This is a genomic window from Ensifer sp. 22460 (assembly GCF_052044935.1).
Lineage (GTDB): Bacteria > Pseudomonadota > Alphaproteobacteria > Rhizobiales > Rhizobiaceae > Ensifer.
In genome coordinates, this window is the sequence record NZ_JBQENZ010000017.1 from 84207 (window position 1) to 105444 (window position 21238).

The following is a 21238-nucleotide window of genomic DNA, read 5'->3' on the forward strand; positions in this document are numbered from 1 at the left end:
TTGTGCAGATGATCACTCAACCGCTCATTCGCTTTCATGGAGCCGCAGGCACCGTGACCGGTTCCTGCCAACTGATTGAGTTCGGCGCGACAAGAGTTCTTATTGATTGCGGGCTGTTCCAAGGATCCAAAACGGAAAAAGAGCTCAACTATCGTCCGTTTCCCTTCGATGTCGACAGCATCGACGCCGTGATCCTGACGCATGCCCATATCGACCACTCCGGTCTCTTGCCGAAGCTCGCCAAACTTGGGTACGGGGGTCCGATTTTCGCAACCCCGGGAACGACCGATCTGTGCTCTGTCATGCTGCCCGACTCTGCCCATATCCAGGAAAGCGAAGTCGATCAACTCAACCGCCGGAACCTCCGGCGTGGGCGGCAACCGGTGACGCCGATTTACAGCGCTCGTGATGCAGCTGTCGCGGTCACGCTATTCAGGCAGGTGCGCCTCGGTACATGGGAGAGGGCGGCTGACGGAGTACGCTTTCGGTTCTGGAACGCTGGGCACCTCCTCGGTTCAGCGTCAGTCGAAGTCGAGTTGGACACCTCCCCGGGCCCCCTCAGATTGCTTTTTTCAGGCGACATCGGTCCCCGACACAAGCTTCTTCAATATGACGCGGCCGCACCGACCGGCTGGGACTATGTCGTTTGCGAAAGCACCTACGGCGACGTCGAACGGGAGGACGCCACCGACGAAATCAGGCGGAGCATTTTGCGCTCGAAAGTGCTGGAAGCCGCCGATCCAAATGGCGCGTTGATCGTGCCATCCTTCGCGGTAGAACGAACCCAGGAGCTTCTCACCGATCTCGTCTACCTGATGGACACGGGCAAGATCGAAAAATGTCCAATCATCATCGACTCGCCTTTAGCGACCCGCGCGAGCGAAGTCTTTCGACGGCACGCGCGGGAACTCGAGAACGGCGATCTGCTTGCCAAGGCTTTGCAAGCAAAGAACGTGCGCTTCACGGAGACCGCCGAGCAATCGAAAGCAATCGATTTCATGAAGGGCTTTCACATTGTCATTGCTGCAAGTGGAATGTGCGAGGCCGGTCGCATAAGGCATCGCCTGAGGAACTGGCTTTGGCGGGACGAGGGAACGGTACTCCTCGTCGGCTACCAGGCCGCCGGCACGTTGGGGCGTATTCTTGCGGACGGTGCCTCCGTAGTGCGCATCCAAGGCGAGGACATTCGCGTGCGCGCACGCATCAGGAAGCTGGACATCTATAGCGGGCATGCCGATGGCAGGGAGCTTGCAGAATGGGTCCGGTCGCGCGAGCCGATCGGCGCCGGCGTATTCCTGGTGCACGGTGAAGATGCGGCTCTGGAGGGGCTGAGGCAACGGCTCCAGACATTCCTGCCGGGTGACAAGGTGGTACGTCCGCGTTTGGATGCTGCATTCCGTGTAGAGGCGAAGGGAGCGGTCGAAGTATCCGAAGGCATCGCCCCACCACGCATCGATCCACTTCGCACGGGGCGGATGGACTGGAACAACGATTTTCAATCGCTGGTACTCGACTTGCAAGCGGAATTGGCCAAGGCAGCCGACGACAAAGCGCGAGGCGTGGTCATTCGCCGCGTGCGGCGGGCACTGAACGAGGACGCTTGAGCCGCCGCGCTGCCAGCGACCAAGTGAATCGACCTGGAGCAGGCACGTTGGACGCGATATCATCAACCGGCGAGCGCCATACGATCCTGATCCGCATCGATCAGTTGGCTCGGCTCTTCAATTCGCTTGATCCTACACCCTTCCATGAGCGGGACCTGGACGAGGATGCCGAGCGCTTCATTGTCGAATGGGCTGAGGAGGCTCCAAAAGATCGAGCAATTGCAATCGTCGTGCAGTTGCCCCCGGGGGAAGTCGACACGGCGGTCACACGTGTCGTCCAGGACGCGATGCGCTACAATTTTGAAAGCCGCGCCAAGCAAGCCAGTCGCGAGTTGCGTCAACTTCTGAGGGAGGGCCGGCGAGCCTTGTTCATCGGCGTCCCGATCCTCGCATTCAGCTTGATCGCAGGTCAGCTCGTGACCAATATCTCGGGCGAAGGCGCATTCTCGCGTGTCGCCAGCGAAAGCCTCGTCATTTTCGGTTGGGTGGCAAACTGGCGGGCGGTTGAGATATTTCTCTACGACTGGTGGCCGATCATGCGAAGGCGTCGGCTCTATCGTCGTCTGGCTGAAGCGGAAGTCCGGGTGTCGTCGTTCTGACATCCTGTTTTCCTTGATGCGCGTCAATGCGCAGGCTTGGATAGGTGAGATCCTGACATCGTTACCAGGAGTGCAGGATATGCAGAATTTCCTGAGGTTCTTGCTTGCCGCCGCGATCTGCGTCGCCGCTTCGTCGGCCCCAGCAAGTGGATTTGACGCCGGCTTCTCTGACAGCCTGGCGCGAGTAAGGTCTGCGGTTGTCGGTATCAGCAGCACTGCCAGCCGCATATTGACGAACGACTTTCTGGACGATGCGAACGTGCGAAAGATTCTGGGCCTTCCGGATGGTGTTCTCATTGTGCAAAGCGGCGCCATCGTCACAGGCTCCGGTGTAATCATCGACAGCGAGCACGGTTACATCGTTACAAACAGTCATGTGATCGCCGATGCCGACGAGATCGAGGTGACCCTAAACGATGGCCGCGTTCTGCAGGCCGAAGTTGTGGGCAGTGATGGGCCAACTGATCTTGCCGTGATCAAGATAAGTGCACCGGGTCTAGTCGCTCTTGACTGGGGGCGTTCGTCCGATCTGAAGGTTGGCCATTTCGTGGCAGCCGTAGGCAGTCCGCTCGGCTTGGAGCAGACCGCAACTTTCGGGATCGTCAGTGGTCTGGGGCGATCCGGTTTAGGTATCGACGAGTACGAGGACTATATCCAGACTGACGCAGCACTCAACCCCGGAAACTCTGGCGGCGCGCTTGTCAACGCAGCAGGCGAGCTTCTGGGCGTGGTACGCGGGGTGCCCCCGCCGAATGAAGGCGCCCAGGGTATTGGTTTTGTCATTCCATCCGAGTTCGCGTCCAAAATCGTTCGCGCTCTCATCAAGGACGGGGAAATCCGACGCGGATGGCTTGGTGTTTCAGTCACCCTTTCGCAGGTAGGTATCGACGCGACGCAAGATCTGGTGGTTGACCGGCTCTCCTGCAATTCGACGGCCGAGAGGCAAGGGGTGAAGCTCGGCGATGCCGTGACGGCACTCAACGGCCACGCGGTCCCGACAGAGGCCGCTTTTAAGAATGCAGTCAGCCTGCTGGCGCCCGATGCGCAGGTCGTTCTTGATATCCTGCGTGAAGGAAGGACGCTAAGATTGAAACTGACGCTTGCCGATGCCGCCAGTGTTCGAAGTGCTCCGGTCCATCGCGCCCTGGACACCGTGACCCTTGCTTTTCCGGTTTCATCGGCTTCGCGCGCGTGTACGCCAAACGGGCCGGTTCTCTTGGAGGTGCCGTCCGACAGCATAGCATATGCAGCTGGGCTCAGAGCGGGTGACTATCTGACATCGATCAACGGAGAGCCGGCCGTCTCGTCGCCTCGTATTCAAGACCTGTTGGACGCCGCAGATGGCAAAGTTTCTTTCGATATCTTGCGCGCCGGCATCGCTTATCGAATTGAGGTTCCGTAAGCGCATTCATTCGACGTATCGTAAAATCAGAGCGAGAGAACGTCATGAAATGGTCCTTAAAACTGGGCTCCGTCGCGGGGACCGAAATCCGCGTGCACGTAACATTCGCCCTGCTGCTCATTTGGATCTGGGTCATGCACTACCGGATCGGTGGCCCGCCGGCTGCCTGGGAGGGCATTGCCTTCGTCATCAGCGTTTTTCTCTGTGTGGTGCTTCATGAATTCGGGCACATTGCAGCTGCTCGCCACTTTGGCATTAAGACACCAGACATCACTCTTCTGCCGATCGGAGGGCTGGCGCGGTTGGAGCGCAACCCCAACAAGCCGCTTGAGGAGTTTGTGATTGCCATCGCAGGGCCGCTCGTCAATGTCTTGATCGCCGGTCTCGTCGTCATGGCCATCGGAGGCACCCTCGGCTGGGACCAACTGGTCGCACCTCAGGATCCCCGTGTTGACTTCCTGGCCCGGCTCGCGGGCGTGAATATCTTCCTGGTCGTATTCAACATGATCCCCGCGTTCCCGATGGATGGCGGGCGCGTCCTCAGGGCAGTGCTCGCCTGGCACTTGCCGTGGGCGCGGGCCACCACACTTGCGGCCCGGACCGGACAAGTCATCGCCATAGCAATGGGAGTCTTGGGCATCTTCTTCAACCCATTGCTCATTCTGATTGCCATCTTCGTCTATTTCGCCGCGGAGACTGAAGCGCAAGGCAGCGAACTTCAGGCAATCTCCGCCGGCACGAGCGTCTCTGACGTGATGATTACCGACTTTGCGACGCTCGGTCCCCAGGCGTGTGTCGGCGAGGCCGTCGAGCTATTGCTGGCAACTAGCCAGAGCGAGTTTCCTGTTTTGAACGAGGTCGGCCGGTTCGAAGGACTGATCACGCGCGAAAGCATCGTCCAGGCGATGAAAGATGGGGGTGCTAACGCGCCCGTGATCACGGTGATGCGTCGCGACATCCCTACGGTCGATGAACAAAGCCCAATCGACGTGACTCTGAGGCTCATGCAGGAGGCAAGCGCGCCTGCTGTGCCCATAGTCGATCGCAGCCAGCGCGTTGTCGGCCTCATGAATTACGAGACCATCGGGGAATTGCTGATGCTTCGCAACGCCGATGGGCGCTTTCAACCGGGCATCCGTGTTCGCCGTTCGAGCTAGGCATATAGCCAATAGCTGTCTATCGCTCAACGACCGCGGCCCCCTCGGCGATACGGTCACTTGGGTAGAGAATGACCCGCTCTCCGGGGAGCAACCCATCCCGGATCTCCACCTCCAGGTTGTTACGGTGACCGACGACGACGGACCGCAATCGCGCGTGGCCTTTCACGATGGTGAAAACGCTCCATTGGTCCTTCTGCCGAAACAACGCGCCCAGGGGCAACTTGAGGACCTGCCCCTCGAAAAGGATGATCTGAACATCGGCGCGATAGCCGTGGCCGAGCGCGCGCCAACGAACTGGTGGATCCGCGAAATCGAGGACAACATCGACACGCTGTTCCTCGATGCCGAGCGCCGACACCTCCGTCTGGCCAAATGGCTCGATCCGACGCACGATTGCATTGAGATCTTCCCCACCCCAATTGGTCACGAACGCCTTTTGACCTGGTTTGAGCTTGACGGCGTCCTCCGAGAGAAGATTGACGAGGATCTCCATGTCATCTGGATCGCCGATCTCCAGCAAGGGGGTGCCCGCGTCGACAACGCCTTCGCTCCGGCGCATGACCCTTAGGACGACACCATTCACGGGCGCAATCAACGAAACACACTCGCAAGGTCCGCTCCGGCTCCTGATTTCCTGGCGCGACAGTAGCCGTGAGCGTGCCTGGCTAAGCTCATGGCGTCTGACGTTGAGCGCTGCCTCCGCCGTGGCTAAGTTGGCCTGGGCTACGTTGTAGATGCGCTCCGCATCGTCAAGAGTCCGCTTCGAGATCGTGTTGCGCGCCATGAGCTGGCGCGCGCGGCCCCGTTCTGCCTCCGCAAAGGCGAGGTCCGCCTTCGCCTTGTTGAGCTCGGCGGCCGCGAGATTATAGGCGGCGCCTGCGGCTTCCACCGCTGCTCGTTGCTCCGCTTCCGTTCTCACGTCCAAAAATGCTGGCGCTGCAGGCTCGATCTGACCGAGCAAGGTTTCTCCTGCCTTGACATGATCGCCAGCTTCGGCGGTTATGCGCTGCAGTTGGCCGCGAAGGGGCGCATGAAGTGTGTAAACTTCGCGCACGCGAGTTTCCCCTTCCTCGTCGACCGTCACACGCATCGGGCCGGTCTTCACTGTCGCAAGGTCCACCGGAACCGGTTGGGGTCGCAGCGCATAGACGAGGCCGACTACCAGCAGTACCGCCAGACTTCCCCAGATTGCCAGTCGCTTTCGTGCCGTGCGCACCTTCTACTCCCTCGATTTCAACGCGCCGATCAAATCCAATTGATCGAGCCTCCGGCGTGCGACTGCGGCGCAGACCAATGCCGAGACAAGCATGATGATGGCGGCTTTGCCGTAAGTTGCATCGTGAAGAACGAGCGGCACACGGTAAAGTTCTGTCTCGAAGGCGCTCGTCATCCACCACGCCAGGCCAAAGCCGATCGCGGCGCCAAGCGGAACGGCGAGCCATGTGAGTAAACCGACTTCTCCAAGAAGGATGTAGGAGATCTCCCAGCGCGTGAAACCGAGTATGCGCAGTGTTGCAAGCTCCTGCGCTCGCTCGGAGAGGGCGATGCGGATTGAATTGTAGGTTACTCCGACGGAGAGCGTCATCGAAAACACAATGAAGAAGCCAATGAAGATGAAGATCGTTTCGCCCATCGTTTTGTAGAAAGTATCGATGGCAGCGCGGCGAAACTGAATGGAGGCTATGTCAGGCATGTCCTTGAGTGCTGCCATGAGGCCGGATCGGTCAGCCGTGTCGATGCGGATGTGCAGACCGCTTGCAACACGGCCGTCTCCGGCAAGGCGATTGAGCGCGCTTATGTCCATGTAGGCGGGCTTGCCGATGTAGGTCTCGAACACTTGAACCACGCGCATGCTGACTTGAGCTTGGCGCCCCTCCAGGAGCTTGATGATGACGCTATCGCCGATCTCAAGTTGGAGCAGTTCGGCGAGCTTGCGAGAGACGACCAGTCCGCCAGGTGGGACTTCGAGGCGCCCGCGCAAAACGTCGAAGACGGGACTAAGGAGAGCGTCACCCGGTACGCCGATTATGCCCTGGCGCTCGGCACGATGCCCGTGGCTGATGCGAGCGGACACGTAACGATAGGGCTCGGCCGAAAGCACGCCATGGAGGTTCTCGAAGTCCCCGACGGTCTTGAGAGGGTGGGGTTCGTTGAAGGCGATCGTCGCATCCTGGTGTTGCCCGCGTTCGAATACGGTTTCGGCAAGAGAGTCGATTGCGTCCACCCATTGGAGAGCCATGATCATGACCGCCGTCGACATCGCAAGTCCAATGCTTGTGAGCAATGCACGCCCCGGCCATCTAATGATCCGACGCAGGATCATGCGGGTCGGCTCGTCGATTGTTCCGGCGAGCGCGGTACGCGATGCGAACATGCGCCGATAAACCGCCGGCGAGGGGGGCTTCATGGCCTCAGCCGGCGGAAGCCGAACGGCACGATAGGTCGCCGTGAGGCTGCCTGCGAACGCTGCGGCCACACTGATTGTACCGGACACGACGAATCCAGCCGGGCCAGGACGATAGAGCAGGAAGGGAAAGCGGTAGAATTTGGTGTAGAGTTCGGTGTTCCAGTGGCCAAGCCATGCGCCGACGAGCGAACCGATCAGGATATCTGCAGTTCCTATTGCGAGCACGAGTTTGAAGTAATGCGATCCGATCGTCCAGTTCGTGTAGCCGAGGGCCTTCAGCAGGCCGATTTCCCGGCGCTCGGTATCGACGAGGCGTGCCATCACCAGATTCGTTAGGAAGGCGGCCACGGCAAGGAATACGGTCGGCATGACCCGGGACAGGTTCCTCTGTTGCGCGATTTCACTTTCGAGGAACCAGTTTGAAGTCTGGTCGGCCCGACTGTAGGCCCCGACGCCACCGTTTGGCCCAAGAATGGCATCGAGCCGTCGAATGATATCGTTGACATCAGCACCTGGCAGCAGGCTGAGCGCAACGCTATTGAAGGAGGCCTTGAGGTCGAAAGCGGCGGCCAAGGCGTCCCGGCCCATCCAAAGAATGCCGAAGCGCTCGTCATCCGGCATCAGTCCCCCCGGAGCGATCGCGTACACGAATTCAGGGCTGAGCGCGGTTCCCACGATCTGCAGTGTGCGCTTGCGACCTCGCAAGATGGCATCGAAACTGTCGCCGGGCTTCAACCGATGGGCTTCTGCAAAGGGCTCGCTGACGACAACCTCGTCAGGTCGGGTGGGGTCGACCAAACGTCCCGAACGGAGCACGAGCGCATTTAAGAGCTGGGGCCCTCGGTCGGGCAGGGAGATCACTTGCGCAACGACTGGCTCGAGATACCCGGCAACGTTGAGGATGGCGCGCTCGTCGATCCGTGTTTCCACAAGCCTGACACCGGGGATCTCCGTGATGTCCCGGCTGCGGTATTCGGGCACCCGTTTGGCATGAGCGAAAATATCGGCAAAGCGGGTCCGCTCATAGTAGGCGGTTGTCGTTTCCTCAAGTGCTTCGATGGTTGTCAGCGACATGATCAGCAGTGCCGTGCCTGAGGCGATCACCAACGCGATTGCCAGAAGTTGAACCTTCATTCTCCAGAGCTGTCGTAGTAGCTTTCGATCGAGGCTCGTCATGGCCGCCACTCACCAGGTGAGTTCGCCGGGCGCGCGTTGCGTTGTGTTGCATCGCGTTTCAACGATGCGCCCATCCGCAAAATAAAGGACGCGATTGGCGATTTCGGCGATCACGGCATTGTGGGTGATGAGCGCGGTGGTAGTGCCCAGCTCCCGATTGATCGTTAGGATGGCCTCGAGCACGAGAATTCCGGTCTTGCTGTCGAGAGCACCGGTTGGTTCGTCGCAAAGCAGCAAGTCGGGTCGCTTCGCGATCGCTCGGGCGATCGCGACCCGTTGCTGTTCGCCACCGGAAAGCTGCGCCGGAAAATGGTCAAGGCGATCGCGCAGCCCGACAAGTGTCAATGCGTCGGCGGGGGGCATGGGATCCCTTGCGATCTCCGTCACGAGAGCGACATTTTCGCGCGCAGTCAAACTCGGTATCAGATTATAGAATTGAAAGACGAATCCAACGTGGTCTCGTCTGTATTGATTGAGCGCACGTTCGCTGTCCATCGCGAGCGGCTCATCGCCAAAGCAGACTTGACCACGGGTGGGTTTGTCGAGACCGCCAAGGATATTGAGCAGGGTGGACTTGCCGCTTCCGGACGGTCCGAGCAGCACAACCAGTTCTGCCTTATAAAGGTCGACATCAACGCCGCGAAGGGCAGGAACCTCAACGGCGCCCATCCGATAGACCTTTGTGAGGCGGCGCGCCGAAAGGGCGACGGCCATCTTTTCGTCTTCCACCGATCACCCCTTTTGCTGCGCAGCGATTGGACGCGATCCTGACGCCAGCCGTTCAAGCTTCAACCGGAAAGGTATTTCTCGATATCCGAGACTTCGAATTTGACGAGGTCCTTTGCCAATTCCGCGCTGACTACGGACCATGCACGAGGGCCGAGCTGCTTGCGCAACTGGCCAAGCACGCGCCGGGGGCGCAACAAGCACGAGATTTTTGATGTCTTCGTCGCGTGCGAGAGCCGACAGTTTGCCTGCAACGTTGGCGACAAATCGCTCTTCGGCCTATTCGTGCCAGTCAGTCTGCTCAACCTTGCTTCGCGCAGCGCCGACCGACCGGTAGACCCTGCCCTCACGATCGCTTCCGAGCATTCGCGTCGGTGGTCAAGGTTTACGATGGAATCCATCGCAATAAAGTTGAGGAGTTCAGCATCCCCCGCATTGCGCATGTCAAGGGCGCAGCCCCCGTCGCATGCCAAAAACCAGCAATCGTGCGGAACTCTCGGTTTCATGGCTATGCCCCTTCTACCTGCGAACGTCTGGGACATCCATCCGTTCAATGCGCCATCAGGATTGGCAAATTTGCCTCCTTGAGCATGGATTTCGTGACGCCTCCGAGGATGAGTTCCAGCAGTTTGGAATGTCCATAAGCGCCCATGACAATCAGATCGGCGTTGATGTCCAATGCATGCCTTAACAGAGTGTCGGTCACGAAGTGGCCGGAGCTCGGCAAGGTCTCGACCGAGACGTTGATGCCGTGGCGCGCGAGATAGGTCGCGATGTCGGCTCCCGGCTCATCACCGCTCACTCTCGACGCAGCAACTGGGTCGACCATTGTGACGTGAACGGACTGAGCCATTTTCATCATTTCGAGCGCTTCCCTTGCGGCATGAGCCGCACTTGGGCGCGAATCCCACGCCAGCAATATCGTCTTCGGTCCCAATGTCGCGTTCGCGTCGCGCGGGACGAATATGACGGGTCGCCCCGCTTGGAAAAGCCCGCCGCTGACAACCTGCGACTTCAAGTCGTCGTTCGCAAAGACGCCGGGCCCGGCCACGACCAAGTCTGCGTAAATGGCTCGTTCACCGATGTCGTAGGCGGGGCCAGCGACGTCCGCGTATACACTGTCGACATCAAACGATAAATCGGTCGTTGCGAGGCGCTGCCGGAACTTGGTAACGCGTTCGGAAAGCTTCTCCAGGTTGCGCTCGCGAACTTCCAGCCAGCTGGGTGACAAGGTCTGATAGCGGCCAGTCGGCACGGGCGCCATGGTTACGAAAAGGGTGCTGAGATGAGCTCCCACCTCTCCGGCGAGCTTCGTCGCGACCTGGAGATCCTCGTCAGCTCGATCCTCGCCGAGCACATTCAGAATGGTTTTGTACGGCATGATTTCCTCCCGTTAGGCCGGCGCTCCGCTCTCGCAAGCGCCGCTTGCGAGAGCGGAGCGCTTGATTGTTAAGCGGATTTCACCTGGATTTTGCGATCGTTCTGTCTGGCCTCGTTGCTCTTGGGCAAAGTGACGGTCAAAACGCCTTTCGAAAAGGTGGCCGAAATGTCATCGGCTTTGACGCCTTCAGGCATTTTGAAAGTGCGCTGGAACGAGCCGTAGCGTCGCTCCGACAGTACGTATTCCTTGTCCTTTTCTTCTTTTGATTCCTGCTTTTCGCCGCGGATCGTCAGGTTCCCGTTGGAAACCTTCACCTCGATGTCCTTTTCTTCGATGCCTGGCAACTCGGCAGTGATCTCGTAGCTTGCCTCTTTTTCCACGAGATCGACGGCCGGCGCGATAGCCCAGGTCGGCATAAGAGATGCTCGCTGAATGTTCGTCGGGGAAAAGGAACGACGCCACAAGCTCGGGGTGAAGTCATCGAACAAACGGTCGATTTCGGTCCGAAGGCCTTCAAAAGGCAACCACGATTCCGGACGGGCCCGGGTTGCTTTTTCTTCTTCCTTGACGGGAAGTTTGGTTTCTGTCTCAGCCATGACTGCTTTCTCCTTTGGATGGACGTGGCGCGCGTGGTCGGCGACATGTGCGACAGAGGGGGCGGATCGACTTGGTTGCCGTCCCTTTGCTGACTGCTGCCGCCTGGCCAGCAGACGTCGCAATTAGACTGCGTTCGCGAAGGGAGCGCATTGACGGCCGTCAAAGCAGGAGTGTTGCTGCTTTTGATGAAGCGCAACGCCAGGCGCCGCCTCTCATGCCATGATTTCAATCGTGGTGGGCACTACGGGAATGGCAAGCCGGGATACACTGCATAAGATACAGGCGGCCCTGTTGAATTGGCTGCTGCTGATGCTGATCCTTTTCATGATCGCGTCACTCTTCAGCGTTCTCCTGATAAAGGGAGTTCTTCCGAAGGACAGGCAAGTGAACGTCGAGCCGTCTAGGGCTATGGCAGCAGCCTGCTGCGATTTGCCATTCTCAGGCCCGAAATCCTGACCCTTTGAGTTCGACCGTCTTGGAGCTTGGCCGATATTCGGCAAAGAGCAGGCGGCTCAGCCCAAATGACGTGCGAGCGCGACCGCCGCGCCTTTCAAGACCGCCTCGTCGCTGCGGATGAGGAGTATCGGTATTTGGGCAAGCCAGGACGAGCGTCGCCCCTTTGCTTCGAAAGCTGCCCGGAACAACTCCGCCTTTAGCCTTCTCTCCATTCTTCGTGGAATGGGGCCCCAGAGATAGATGCCACCCCGGGCATCATAGAGGAGAGCGATGTCACCTACAAACCTCGCCAGCCATGTGGCGAAACTGTCCGCGGCCTTCGCGGCCGCCGCGTCGCTCCCGTTTAGGGCCGCATCGATGATGTCGGAAGCCGACAAGCCGCGGATAGCCTGTCCAGCGCTTTCGAGCAGCAGTTCGTAGAGATGGGAAAGACCGGCATCCGACAGGAGGTTCTCGACCGAGACATAGTCCGTATCGCAGCGGATGCGCTCGAGAATTTCGAACTCCCAGCGCGTCTGGGGGGCAAAGGAGATGCTTCCCGCGTGAGTGCGATGCGTGCTCCACGTGCCATCGGCTGGGGTCAGAGATGTCACGCCCAGCGCCTGTCCGATGCTGATGATCGCCTTCGGCCATTTCGCTTCGACCTTTTGTCCGCTGATGACCTTGGTGTCGTGTGAAGTCAGATGCGGGAGAGCCAATGCCAGCGCGTCGAGGGCTTCGACCTTCAAAACAGGTACCGGTGAAGGCCCCCAATCGAGTTGTTTTGCCAAGTCGTGCTGAAGATGATCTTGGTCGGAAACCGGAGCGCCGTTAATTACCGCGATGCCGATTGCAGAGGAAGCCACGGGTATCGATCGGACGTAGGCCGCCACCGCGTCTGTCACGCAGGAGAAGGCGTTGTTCTCGAACTGTACGTAGTGATCGATCGATAGTCGGTCATAATCCGTGACCGCGAGGCGTGTGTGTGTCTCGCCTATGTCCGCGACGATTGCCTGACGTGCCAACTTGCCCACCGCTGATCCCTCCTGTGTCGTTCTCAACATTTTGCCTAAAGTCCGCCGGATGCGCTTTGATGGCCGTCAAGGTCAGAGCCCTTTACTATTCACCCCGTTATCGGGATGGGTTCGTGCTGGAATGTCGTGCCATAAGACGGATTCGAGAGAAGATGGGCTTTGAAAATGTCGCGCAAATGATCCTTCTGTCGCTCCCCGCAAGAGGCAGAATAGGTGCTGGACGCAATGGCTGAGAACGGGTTGAAGCGCGGTAATGGGCTTGAAATCTACGTTATGTGCGTAATCCCTTCCAATGTCATTCTGGCTGCGGAGTTTGCACGACTGCGATGGGTTTTCGATCGGGTTGAACGATCTGACCCAATTGACGCTTGGCATCGACAGGGACTGCGAGGGTCTTGCAGCCGTCTTTGATGAACAGGATCCAGCGGTAAGGTGGATGATCCGCAAGGTCATCGGCGACGCCAAGGCGGTAGGTGCCAAGATTGGCCTTTGCGCACAGGCACCCAGCGATCATCCCGGTTTCGCCGCCTTTCTCGTCGAGTGCGGCATCGACTCGATCTCGCTTACGCCCGACAGTTTCATTACTGTAAAACGCACGGTTGCGGCCGCGGAAGCGAAACGAGAAAAAAGGTAGAGGGTCGAGGTGAATGGAGCGTCTAGCTTCATCCCTCAGCTTCCAGCTGTTCGGCTGCCACAAACAGAAGCGCGCGCATTTTCTCCTGCAGCATCATCTTGTCGGCCACCACGTTGGCTGCACGCAGGTCGCCGAGTACCTTCAGCAACACGTCATCATCTCCCGGTTCGGTTTGACCGGCCGTGATTACCTCTTCGACATAGGCCGATGCGTCTGCGCGTCCGATAACCTGGGCCGCCCATTTTGCCAGAATGCGATTGCGTCGATCTCGAACCCTGATCGCCCTTTCGAAATCAAGGAAATACTTCTCTTCAAGAGCCTTTTGGCGTTCGTTCAATGCGGTCATCATGATGCTCCGACATGTTCTGGGGCTATGCTTGCATGCCGGCTTCGACAAGGCCGTCCTTTGCCGGCTCCGGTATTTCCGTTATGGTGGCTTCGGTCAACAATAGAACGCTTGCGACTGACACCGCATTTTCAAGCGCTACGCGGACGACCTTGGTGGGGTCGATTATGCCGGCAGACATCAGGTCGACATATTCCTTCCGTCCGGCGTCGAAGCCGTAGTTACCTTCCCCCTCCATCATCTTCGCCACTACAACGCCGCCATCGGTGGAGGAGTTTTCCGCGATCTGGCGCGCTGGAACTTCGAGGGCGCGCTTCAGGATCTGCACCCCCGTGCGCTCGTCGCCTTCACATGCCCCTTCCTCATCGGCAACGGCGTTCATGCATCGCAAGAGCGCAAGGCCGCCTCCTGGTAGAATACCTTCGGCTACCGCCGCCTTGGTTGCGCTGATGGCGTCGTCAAGCGCCTCCTTCTTCGACTTGAGTTCGGCTTCCGTGGCCGCGCCCACCTTTATGACGGCCACCCCGCCCGAGAGCTTTGCCAGCCGCTCCTCCAGTTTCTCGCGGTCGTAGTCGCTGGTCGTCGTGGAGATTTCCCGCCTGATCTGTTCGGAGCGGGCGTGAATTGCCTTCGTGTCTCCCGCCCCGCCGATGATCGTCGTTGTATCCTTCGTGATGACCACCCGTTCCGCACGACCAAGTTGTTCAGTTGTCACCGTTTCAAGCTTGATGCCCAATTCTTCGGAGATCAGCTGACCACCAGTGAGTATCGCTATGTCTTGAAGCAGCGCCTTTCTCCGGTCGCCGAAACCGGGTGTCTTTACGGCGCAGTTTCGAAGCGTTCCTCGCATCTGGTTGACGATGAGGGTGGCAAGCGCTTCCGTCTCGACGTCCTCGGCGATTATCAGTAAGGGGGTACCGGATTTGGCGATGCCCTCGAGTAGGCCGACACAATCCTTCAGCGACGTGATCTTGCGATCGAAAAGCAGAACAACAGGATTGTCGAGAGCCACTTCCATTCGCTCCATGTCAGTGACGAAGTAGGGCGAAAGATAGCCTCGATCGAACTGCATGCCTTCGAGTACATCAAGGACCGTCTCAGTTGATTTCGACTCCTCGACGCTGATGACCCCTTCGTCGCCGACCCGCTCCATTGCTTCCCCGATAAGGGTGCCGATGTGAGTGTCGTTGTGGGCCGAGATGGTTGCGACCTGCTCCTTTTCGCGCTTCGAAGACACAGGGCGCGAATTGCGCTTCAGTTCGGCAACCGCGCGCTTGAGCGCTCGGTCAAGACCTCGCTTGATATCGATCGCGCTTGCGCCGGCCACAACGTTGCGCAGGCCGTCGGCAAAGATCGCATGGGCAAGAATGGTCGATGTAGTCGTTCCGTCGCCGACGATTTCGCCGGTCTTTTCTGCCGCCTGCCGCAGCATCCGCGCGCCGAGATTTTCCTCGGGGTCTTTGAGATCGAATTCCTTGGCGATCGTCACGCCGTCATTGCAAACGATCGGTGAACCCCACTTTCTCTCAATCAACACGGCCTTGGATCGAGGTCCGAGTGTAACCCGAACCGCATCGGCAAGCTGAGCCGTTCCCTTCAGGATCTTCTCGCGCGCGGCCGAGTGGAAAAGGACTTGCTTGTGCGCCATGGCTCCGATCCTCCGTTCACGAATATCTAGCATGGACGGGGACGTGCGACCTTGATGGGCGTCAAAGACATCTTCATTCGCGCCGCCGCACCTTTGACGGTGGTCAAGGCGAGACCAATCGATTGGTGCTTTGATGAAGCGATCGAAGTCCCAACGTGGGGTCGTAGCGATGATTTACAATACGATAATGGTAAGCTTGAGCATGCACGAAAGTGTTGCACGGCAGCTAAGATTTTCGCGTGACGTGGCGTCGCGCTTCGAAGCAACACTCATCGGTTTCGCAGCCGGCGACATTCGCATCATAACGGCAGCTCCCCCCGGCGTGGTCATGGACGATGAATTCATGCGTCTCGAAGCGATCGACATCGAACGCCGTCTCGAAGTTCTTCGGAGAGAATGCGAAGCGGAAGGTGGAGGCATGGATTTGCTACGAACGAGCGTTGGCAATCCAACGAAAGAGCTCGCTGCTGCCGCGCGCTTGGCGGACCTGGTTATAGCAGGCCTGTGGCAAGTCAGGAGCGAGCACGTTGATATCGGTGAACTGATCCATTCGGCCGGTCGCCCTGTCCTAATCCCCAGAGCCGATCTTGACCCGCTCGGCGCGCACAAGGTCGTCGTTGCCTGGAAGGATACGCGCGAGGCTCGGCGCGCAGTGGTCGATGCGATGCCGTTCCTCGTTCATGCTCGTGAGGTCCTTGTCGCATCAGTCGAGGAACAAGGGAAGCAACAGGTGTCGGAAACACTGAATGATGTCGTCGGCCATCTGATCCAGCACGGTGCGAAAGCCCGCGGAGAGATCTTCAGCTGCGATGCTCCTTCAGATGGCGAGGCCCTCATCAATATTACCAAGCAGTTTGGTGCAGATCTGATCGTTTCCGGAGCCTACGGCCACAGTCGCCTGCGCGAGTGGCTGGTGGGAGGCGTCACCCGATCCCTGCTGCGCGAAACCTCTCTCCATCGCTTGATGTCGTCCTGAGCCAAGCGCCAAGCGGTTCGCGCGAACGTTATCAGAAAGGGGGAAAACAGTGAGTTCGGTGCCCGCCCTGGATGCGAAAGCTCGCTTTCCCAGCAACCGGGCATCATATCCTGATTGGCCATCGAGGATCGAAGCCAGGGAGACGCATATGTCGTGGCGTCGAATTCGCGCGCCTTGATGATGAGATAGCAAACTGTATCGGGCGAGATCGACAGGTTCCTCGCTCATCTGAATTCTCCAAGCTTTCAGATTTGCCCCGCTCTCGTTTTGCCACAATAAAGGGCGCTCAATTCCGCGGGCCGTACACGCCCACCCTCTTGTTCATCGTCGCAGAATTGATCAGCGTCAACGCGACAACGGCGGATGGCGAGCATGATAGCGATGCTCTGATGGCGCGGATCCCCGGCCGCCGCCATTCGCCACTCAAGCGAGGCAACATGCTCGTTCAGGACCAGACCAATGCCATAGCATTCTTGGGCGACCGGCATACGCACGGAAGCGATGAGATCGAACACATCGAGACTCATATCTCGCATATTTTTCTCGCTCACGATCGAGCTTTCAAGATGAAACGCGCCGTCAAGCTTCCGTACGTTGATTTTTCTACGCCGGAGTTGCGGCTGGAAGCCTGCAAACGGGAGGTTCGCCTGAATGGGGTCACGGCTCCCAGCCTATATCTTGGCGTCCGAACGATCTCGCGCGACCAGGCGGGCAAGCTTCACTTTGGGGACGGCGAGCTTGTCGAGCCGGTTGTCGAGATGGTTCGCTTTAATCAAGACGCGCTGTTCGATCGTATGGCCATGGAGGGACGACTGAACGCGAAAATAATGACCCAAGCGGCGCGCATGATCGCCCGTTACCACCAGGGCGCGCCTGTCGTTCATGGGAGTTCGGGATCTGCAAACATTGGCGCAGTGCTCGCCATCAACAGAGCTGGCTTTGCCACCAGCCGTGTCTTCGACGAAACCGAAGTCGCAACGATCACTCAGCGCTTCGAAGAAATACTGAAAGAGAATGCGTCGCTTCTTGATGGCCGAGAGGCATCCGGCAAAGTCAGGCTTTGCCATGGGGATCTACACCTGCGCAACATATGTCTCATTGGGGGTGAACCTTGCTTATTCGATTGCATCGAGTTCAATGATCAGATTGCTACAGTCGACACGCTCTATGATCTGGCGTTCCTTTTGATGGACTTGTGGCACAGAGGGTTCCCGCAATTTGCCAACCTGGTCATGAATCGCTACCTCGATGAAACGGACGACGATGACGGGTTTGTGCTTTTGCCCTTCTTCATGGCCATAAGGGCGGCCGTCAGGGCCCACGTGATCGCCACCCATGTTGCCGAGGGCGGAAACGCAGCCGATCTCGAGTCCGACGCACGTTCATATTTTGAGTTGGCCCGCTCGCTCCTCACAAAGGTTCAACCGCGCCTCATCGTGATCGGTGGCTTCAGCGGCTCGGGTAAGACGACCGTAGCGGATGCGCTGGCCGCGCTGCTTGGCGCCCCTCCTGGCGCTCGTATTATCGAGAGTGACCGCATTCGCAAGGCGTTGCACGGTGTTTCAGCCGAGGTGCATCTCGATGCGGATGCCTATCGGCCAGATGTCTCCGACAAGGTATATTCAGAGATAGTTCGCCGCAGTCTCGCGATAACAAAGGCCGGCGGGTCTGTTGTCGCTGATGCCGTGTTCGACCGTCTGGAAAACCGCCAGCTTATCGAGGTTGCGTCTACGGCCGCAGGCAACCGGTGCGAGCCTGTCTGGCTGCAAGCCGACGTGCGGGTCTTGCAGCAGCGCGTTTCCAGCAGGCACGAGGGGCCTTCCGACGCGGATCTGCGCGTTCTGGCTCGGCAGTTGTCCGGTGGGCAAACGCCACCTGCTTGGCGCGTGATCGATGCGCAACAGCAGGTTGGCGAGATTGTTCGGGAGATCCTCGAACCTGGAAAGGTCGGGCGGGCTTGGGGATGACCGACATGCTTGCCGCGTCAGTTGAAGACAAATTCCCGCCTGTGGTTGGGCCATGAAGATCGCATTTCTTGCCTCCCCGAGACCAGTTGCACAGGAGGCGCTTGAGCAATTCGTCAGCATACGGTCAGAACACGATTTCAGATGCCGACTATGTCGTAACGATAGGGGGCGACGGTACCAATGCGGACGAAAGGCTCGATTGGATTTCTTTGCAATCCGTTGCAGCTGTCCGATCTGGTGAACCGGATGAGCAACGCCATCCCCCTTGATCTGCCGGTGCGAGCCGATGTCACCCGATTGGGAGGCCAGCGAACGACTGTCTTTGCAATCAACGAGATTGTGCTTACTTACAGCGCCTGCAACAGGGGCGTGTCAAACTGACTGTGGACGGAGAGAGTTCCACAGCGAGGATTGCCGGCGATGGTTTGGCGCTGGTAACGCCACTCGGAAGCACGGGCTATAACCAATCGCTTGGCGGTCCACGCCTGCCTCTCGGCTCACATCTTTTGGCGTTGACGGGCATCGCGCTTACACCCGGATCCCGTGGCATCGCTCGATCTTGCACGAGCACATCATCCTCGACATAGAGGTCGTCGAACCCGAGCATCATCCCGTTCAAGTCGAGACCGTTATTGAAACCGTACCCGACATCTGTCGGGCGCGCCTCGGTTGCAGCGGCCACTGCAAGACCACTCTTCTGCTGGATAGGGACGTGTTGAGTTCGCTAACGGCACTTCACGGCCACCATCGCTGAGCTGAAACCCTTTCTTCAGTCCTGTTCGACTGAACGCGTCGAAATTGGTCCGTTGACAGCAACATTTTCATTCAGGGCGCGTCTTTAGCCGGTACCGCTAAGCGGCTTGCGTTTGACGCGCCCACTTCGACGTCAAGAAGCGCAATGTGGAGATCGAGGCACGACGCATCAAGGTGGATGTCCTTGATGGAGGCAGGGTCATGTTGGCGGGGCAAGACTATTCCTGGTGCGAGCGAAGAGCCGCGGAACGCGCCATGGGCCGCCGCAGGCGTAAACGGGGTCGATGACCGACCTAACTGTCGGTTCGCACTGTCTTCGGCCACCGGTCTACGCCAGAGTGGTGAACGAAGAACATAGGCCGCTCTCCGCGTTCTGGTCGCTTGCTCTCGGCCCTCACAGTCGCTATCGCTGCGACTTGATGTAGGCGGCCAGATCAGCAATTTCGGCGCGTGTTAATGAGAGATCGGGCATCCGCGAGTGCTGAGGCGCCGACAGGAATGCCGACAAACGTGCAATATCGAATTTCTCCGATTTCTTGATTTCGGAGAATGTCGGAACGTTATCTGATCCGCGTTGCTGTCCGGGAGCTATCACGTGACATTCACTGCACCATCGACTGGCGATGGCGCGACCGCGCGCAAGATCGGCCGCGCCGCTTTGATTGCTGTGCAGCAACAAGAAGACGGCGGCAACCTGTAAGGTCCTGGTTCGCGCCCATGGTGAGGCCGCCGGCACTTACATTACCCCCTGGGCGGCCATGTTTTCGACGAGACGTTTCTCGTCGCCGTGAAGACGTGTGACCGTCTTCCGTAGGGAGGTCGAGCCCATCTCCGCGAAGCGCGCTCCTCCTTTCACGTAGTCGAATAGCGCGTCTTGCCAGAAGGTGCACCATACGTCGAACAGGTCGCTTTGGTGATCGGGCGATTGACAATCTTCTATCAAGCGCAAGTCGCTGTTGAGACGGTTTTGCAGGAACTTCAACGCCTCAATCTGGCAGCGAAGGGTGGCCTCAATGGCCGCTGTCTGCATATGCCCGAGCGACCACAAGGAACCGGCCGCTTCGATCGAGGGGATTGCGGGTGAGGGAACGAACCAAAAAGGCGCGCTTGATTGATGCTGATTTGTTCGTTGCAAGTTCATCGCTCCAGTTGCTTTAACCTTTGCAAACCTTGGTCAAAAAGCCCAATTCCGGTGGCGGAGCAGGACGCCAAAACGGTCGGGACCTTCATCAGTAAGCTATCGAAGCCCACCACCCTCGTCCTTGATACCGATCAAAGCTTATTCATGTGGTGATGGTCGAATCTTCGGAAGGTTCGCTCTCTCTTGATCGGCGTCAATCTTTGATGCCAGCCGTTGAGTTATACTGCGTGGGTCCTGATATTCTTACGGGGTCGCAAATGCATGCTGCGGACATCATGACTCGAAGGGTCTTAACCACAAGCCCCGAGCATAGTGTGCGGTATGCCGCGCGACTGATGCTCGACAATCGGCTTAGCGGCTTGCCAGTCTGCGATAACGAGGGAAACCTCGTCGGTATCTTGTCCGAGGGGGATTTGCTGCGCCGCTGCGAGTTGGTATCGGCAACGATTAGAGAAACAGGCAACGGTCCTCAACAGGATCCCGAAACTTACTTCAAGGCACACAGCTGGCGCGTCGGAGACGTGATGACCAAAGACCCGGTAACGGTAGAGGCGGACGCATCGGTGGGCGAAATTGCAGCGCTGATGGCGGCCCGCTCCATTAAGCGTGTGCCGATTGTTCAACTGGGCCGCCTGATTGGGATTGTTAGCCGTCGCGACATTCTCGAGGTTGCACTTTCGGCCAAGCCCGAGAGATTTGCCGCCGGTGACGAAGCCATCAAGCGCGCGGTGCTGGCGCGTCTCTCATCCGATCTCAATCTTGATGCAGGCGCTATCGACGTAAAAGTGAAGAGCGGCGTCGTTGTCTTGTGCGGCAGTGTCGAAAGCGGCGTCAAACGTCTGGCTGCTCGTGTTGCTGCAGAAGCGGTGTGCGGAATGGGGTGCGTGAGAAATGAACTGCGCGTCACCAACGATGCCGACTGTAAAGTTTCCGGGCCTGGAGGGTGAAACGATGCCCCGTTCGTGCGATAGCACTCAACCCAATGTGAACCGACATTTTCGGCCGTAAATGACAGGTAGAGTGGCGGCCAATGCCCTATGCTTCCAACCTCGACCTGCCGGCATCACTGTGGCGCGTCTTGCCAGGCCATGCACCCGAGGCATTCAATCACGCCTTTGTCTCTCACCAAGACGATCCGCGCAAGGAAGAGACCTCGCATCGAACAGCTTGGGGCGCCGTGAAACGGCGATATGTGAAGGTCGGGGATGGCTCGCTTGCGCGCACCCCGGCCGCTGACCAAAAGGAGTGATGA

20 protein-coding genes are annotated in these 21238 nt (G+C 58.5%); 9 read left to right on the plus strand and 11 right to left on the minus strand.

The window, feature by feature from the left end; all coding sequences use genetic code 11:
* Positions 1-8: 8 nt before the first annotated feature.
* The 4 genes from ACTJKM_RS21000 to ACTJKM_RS21015 all read left to right on the plus strand — a co-directional run bounded on the left by ACTJKM_RS21000 (position 9) and on the right by ACTJKM_RS21015 (position 4762).
* Complete coding sequence (locus tag ACTJKM_RS21000; RefSeq protein WP_440637406.1) at positions 9-1604, plus strand: MBL fold metallo-hydrolase; 1596 nt, start codon at positions 9-11, stop codon at positions 1602-1604.
* Positions 1601-2203, plus strand: a complete 603-nt coding sequence (locus ACTJKM_RS21005) for a hypothetical protein (protein ID WP_440637408.1) — start codon at positions 1601-1603, stop codon at positions 2201-2203. The genes ACTJKM_RS21000 and ACTJKM_RS21005 overlap by 4 nt, the downstream gene beginning before the upstream one ends.
* A 79-nt stretch (positions 2204-2282) precedes the next feature.
* Entirely contained in the window at positions 2283-3605 is a 1323-nt protein-coding gene (locus ACTJKM_RS21010) for a trypsin-like peptidase domain-containing protein (RefSeq protein WP_440660767.1), read from the plus strand.
* Between the two features lie 44 nt (positions 3606-3649).
* Positions 3650-4762, plus strand: a complete 1113-nt coding sequence (locus tag ACTJKM_RS21015) for a site-2 protease family protein (protein WP_058327691.1) — start codon at positions 3650-3652, stop codon at positions 4760-4762.
* A 19-nt stretch (positions 4763-4781) separates the two neighbouring features.
* Here ACTJKM_RS21015 and ACTJKM_RS21020 read toward each other — a convergent pair whose 3' ends face one another.
* The 7 genes from ACTJKM_RS21020 to ACTJKM_RS21050 all read right to left on the minus strand — a co-directional run bounded on the left by ACTJKM_RS21020 (position 4782) and on the right by ACTJKM_RS21050 (position 12521).
* Positions 4782-5981, minus strand: coding sequence for an efflux RND transporter periplasmic adaptor subunit (locus ACTJKM_RS21020; RefSeq protein WP_058327690.1), 1200 nt, complete (start codon positions 5979-5981; stop codon positions 4782-4784).
* Between the two features lie 3 nt (positions 5982-5984).
* Positions 5985-8306: an ABC transporter permease gene (locus ACTJKM_RS21025; RefSeq protein WP_440660769.1), complete on the minus strand. Its 2322-nt coding sequence runs from the start codon at positions 8304-8306 to the stop codon at positions 5985-5987.
* A 51-nt stretch (positions 8307-8357) separates the two neighbouring features.
* A complete protein-coding gene (locus ACTJKM_RS21030; protein ID WP_197423463.1) occupies positions 8358-9077 on the minus strand; it encodes an ABC transporter ATP-binding protein in 720 nt (239 codons plus the stop codon).
* Positions 9078-9136: 59 nt separating this feature from the next.
* On the minus strand, positions 9137-9580 hold the full coding sequence (locus ACTJKM_RS21035) for a baeRF12 domain-containing protein (RefSeq protein ID WP_440637416.1): 444 nt from the start codon (positions 9578-9580) through the stop codon (positions 9137-9139).
* A 44-nt stretch (positions 9581-9624) separates the two neighbouring features.
* On the minus strand, positions 9625-10455 hold the full coding sequence (locus tag ACTJKM_RS21040) for a universal stress protein (RefSeq protein ID WP_440660771.1): 831 nt from the start codon (positions 10453-10455) through the stop codon (positions 9625-9627).
* A gap of 68 nt (positions 10456-10523) precedes the next feature.
* Positions 10524-11051, minus strand: a complete 528-nt coding sequence (locus ACTJKM_RS21045) for an Hsp20/alpha crystallin family protein (protein ID WP_058327687.1) — start codon at positions 11049-11051, stop codon at positions 10524-10526.
* A gap of 513 nt (positions 11052-11564) precedes the next feature.
* A complete protein-coding gene (locus ACTJKM_RS21050) occupies positions 11565-12521 on the minus strand; it encodes a glucokinase (RefSeq protein ID WP_440660773.1) in 957 nt (318 codons plus the stop codon).
* Between the two features lie 343 nt (positions 12522-12864).
* On the opposite strand from ACTJKM_RS21050, the gene ACTJKM_RS21055 reads away from it, so the two are divergent.
* Positions 12865-13155: a putative PEP-binding protein gene (locus tag ACTJKM_RS21055; protein WP_440660775.1), complete on the plus strand. Its 291-nt coding sequence runs from the start codon at positions 12865-12867 to the stop codon at positions 13153-13155.
* 28 nt (positions 13156-13183) lie between these two features.
* Here ACTJKM_RS21055 and ACTJKM_RS21060 read toward each other — a convergent pair whose 3' ends face one another.
* Both ACTJKM_RS21060 and groL read right to left on the minus strand, forming a co-directional pair.
* Positions 13184-13501, minus strand: coding sequence for an ATPase inhibitor subunit zeta (locus ACTJKM_RS21060; protein WP_058327683.1), 318 nt, complete (start codon positions 13499-13501; stop codon positions 13184-13186).
* Positions 13502-13526: 25 nt separating this feature from the next.
* Positions 13527-15149 carry a chaperonin GroEL gene (groL, locus tag ACTJKM_RS21065; protein WP_113514628.1) on the minus strand — a complete coding sequence of 541 codons (1623 nt, stop codon included), beginning with the start codon at positions 15147-15149 and terminating at the stop codon, positions 13527-13529.
* Positions 15150-15351: 202 nt separating this feature from the next.
* On the opposite strand from groL, the gene ACTJKM_RS21070 reads away from it, so the two are divergent.
* Both ACTJKM_RS21070 and ACTJKM_RS21075 read left to right on the plus strand, forming a co-directional pair.
* The gene (locus tag ACTJKM_RS21070; RefSeq protein WP_245296127.1) at positions 15352-16125 is read left to right on the plus strand and encodes a universal stress protein; all 774 of its coding nucleotides are present in this window, start codon (positions 15352-15354) and stop codon (positions 16123-16125) included.
* 437 nt (positions 16126-16562) lie between these two features.
* Positions 16563-18092, plus strand: a complete 1530-nt coding sequence (locus ACTJKM_RS21075; protein ID WP_058327729.1) for an AAA family ATPase — start codon at positions 16563-16565, stop codon at positions 18090-18092.
* Between the two features lie 1156 nt (positions 18093-19248).
* Here ACTJKM_RS21075 and ACTJKM_RS21080 read toward each other — a convergent pair.
* Positions 19249-19440 carry a hypothetical protein gene (locus ACTJKM_RS21080; RefSeq protein WP_440637502.1) on the minus strand — a complete coding sequence of 64 codons (192 nt, stop codon included), beginning with the start codon at positions 19438-19440 and terminating at the stop codon, positions 19249-19251.
* A gap of 141 nt (positions 19441-19581) precedes the next feature.
* Entirely contained in the window at positions 19582-19980 is a 399-nt protein-coding gene (locus ACTJKM_RS21085; RefSeq protein ID WP_156436881.1) for a hypothetical protein, read from the minus strand.
* A gap of 263 nt (positions 19981-20243) precedes the next feature.
* On the opposite strand from ACTJKM_RS21085, the gene ACTJKM_RS21090 reads away from it, so the two are divergent.
* On the plus strand, positions 20244-20933 hold the full coding sequence (locus tag ACTJKM_RS21090; RefSeq protein WP_440637422.1) for a CBS domain-containing protein: 690 nt from the start codon (positions 20244-20246) through the stop codon (positions 20931-20933).
* Positions 20934-21016: 83 nt separating this feature from the next.
* Positions 21017-21235, plus strand: coding sequence for a ChaB family protein (locus ACTJKM_RS21095; protein ID WP_113514632.1), 219 nt, complete (start codon positions 21017-21019; stop codon positions 21233-21235).
* Positions 21236-21238 lie beyond the last annotated feature (3 nt).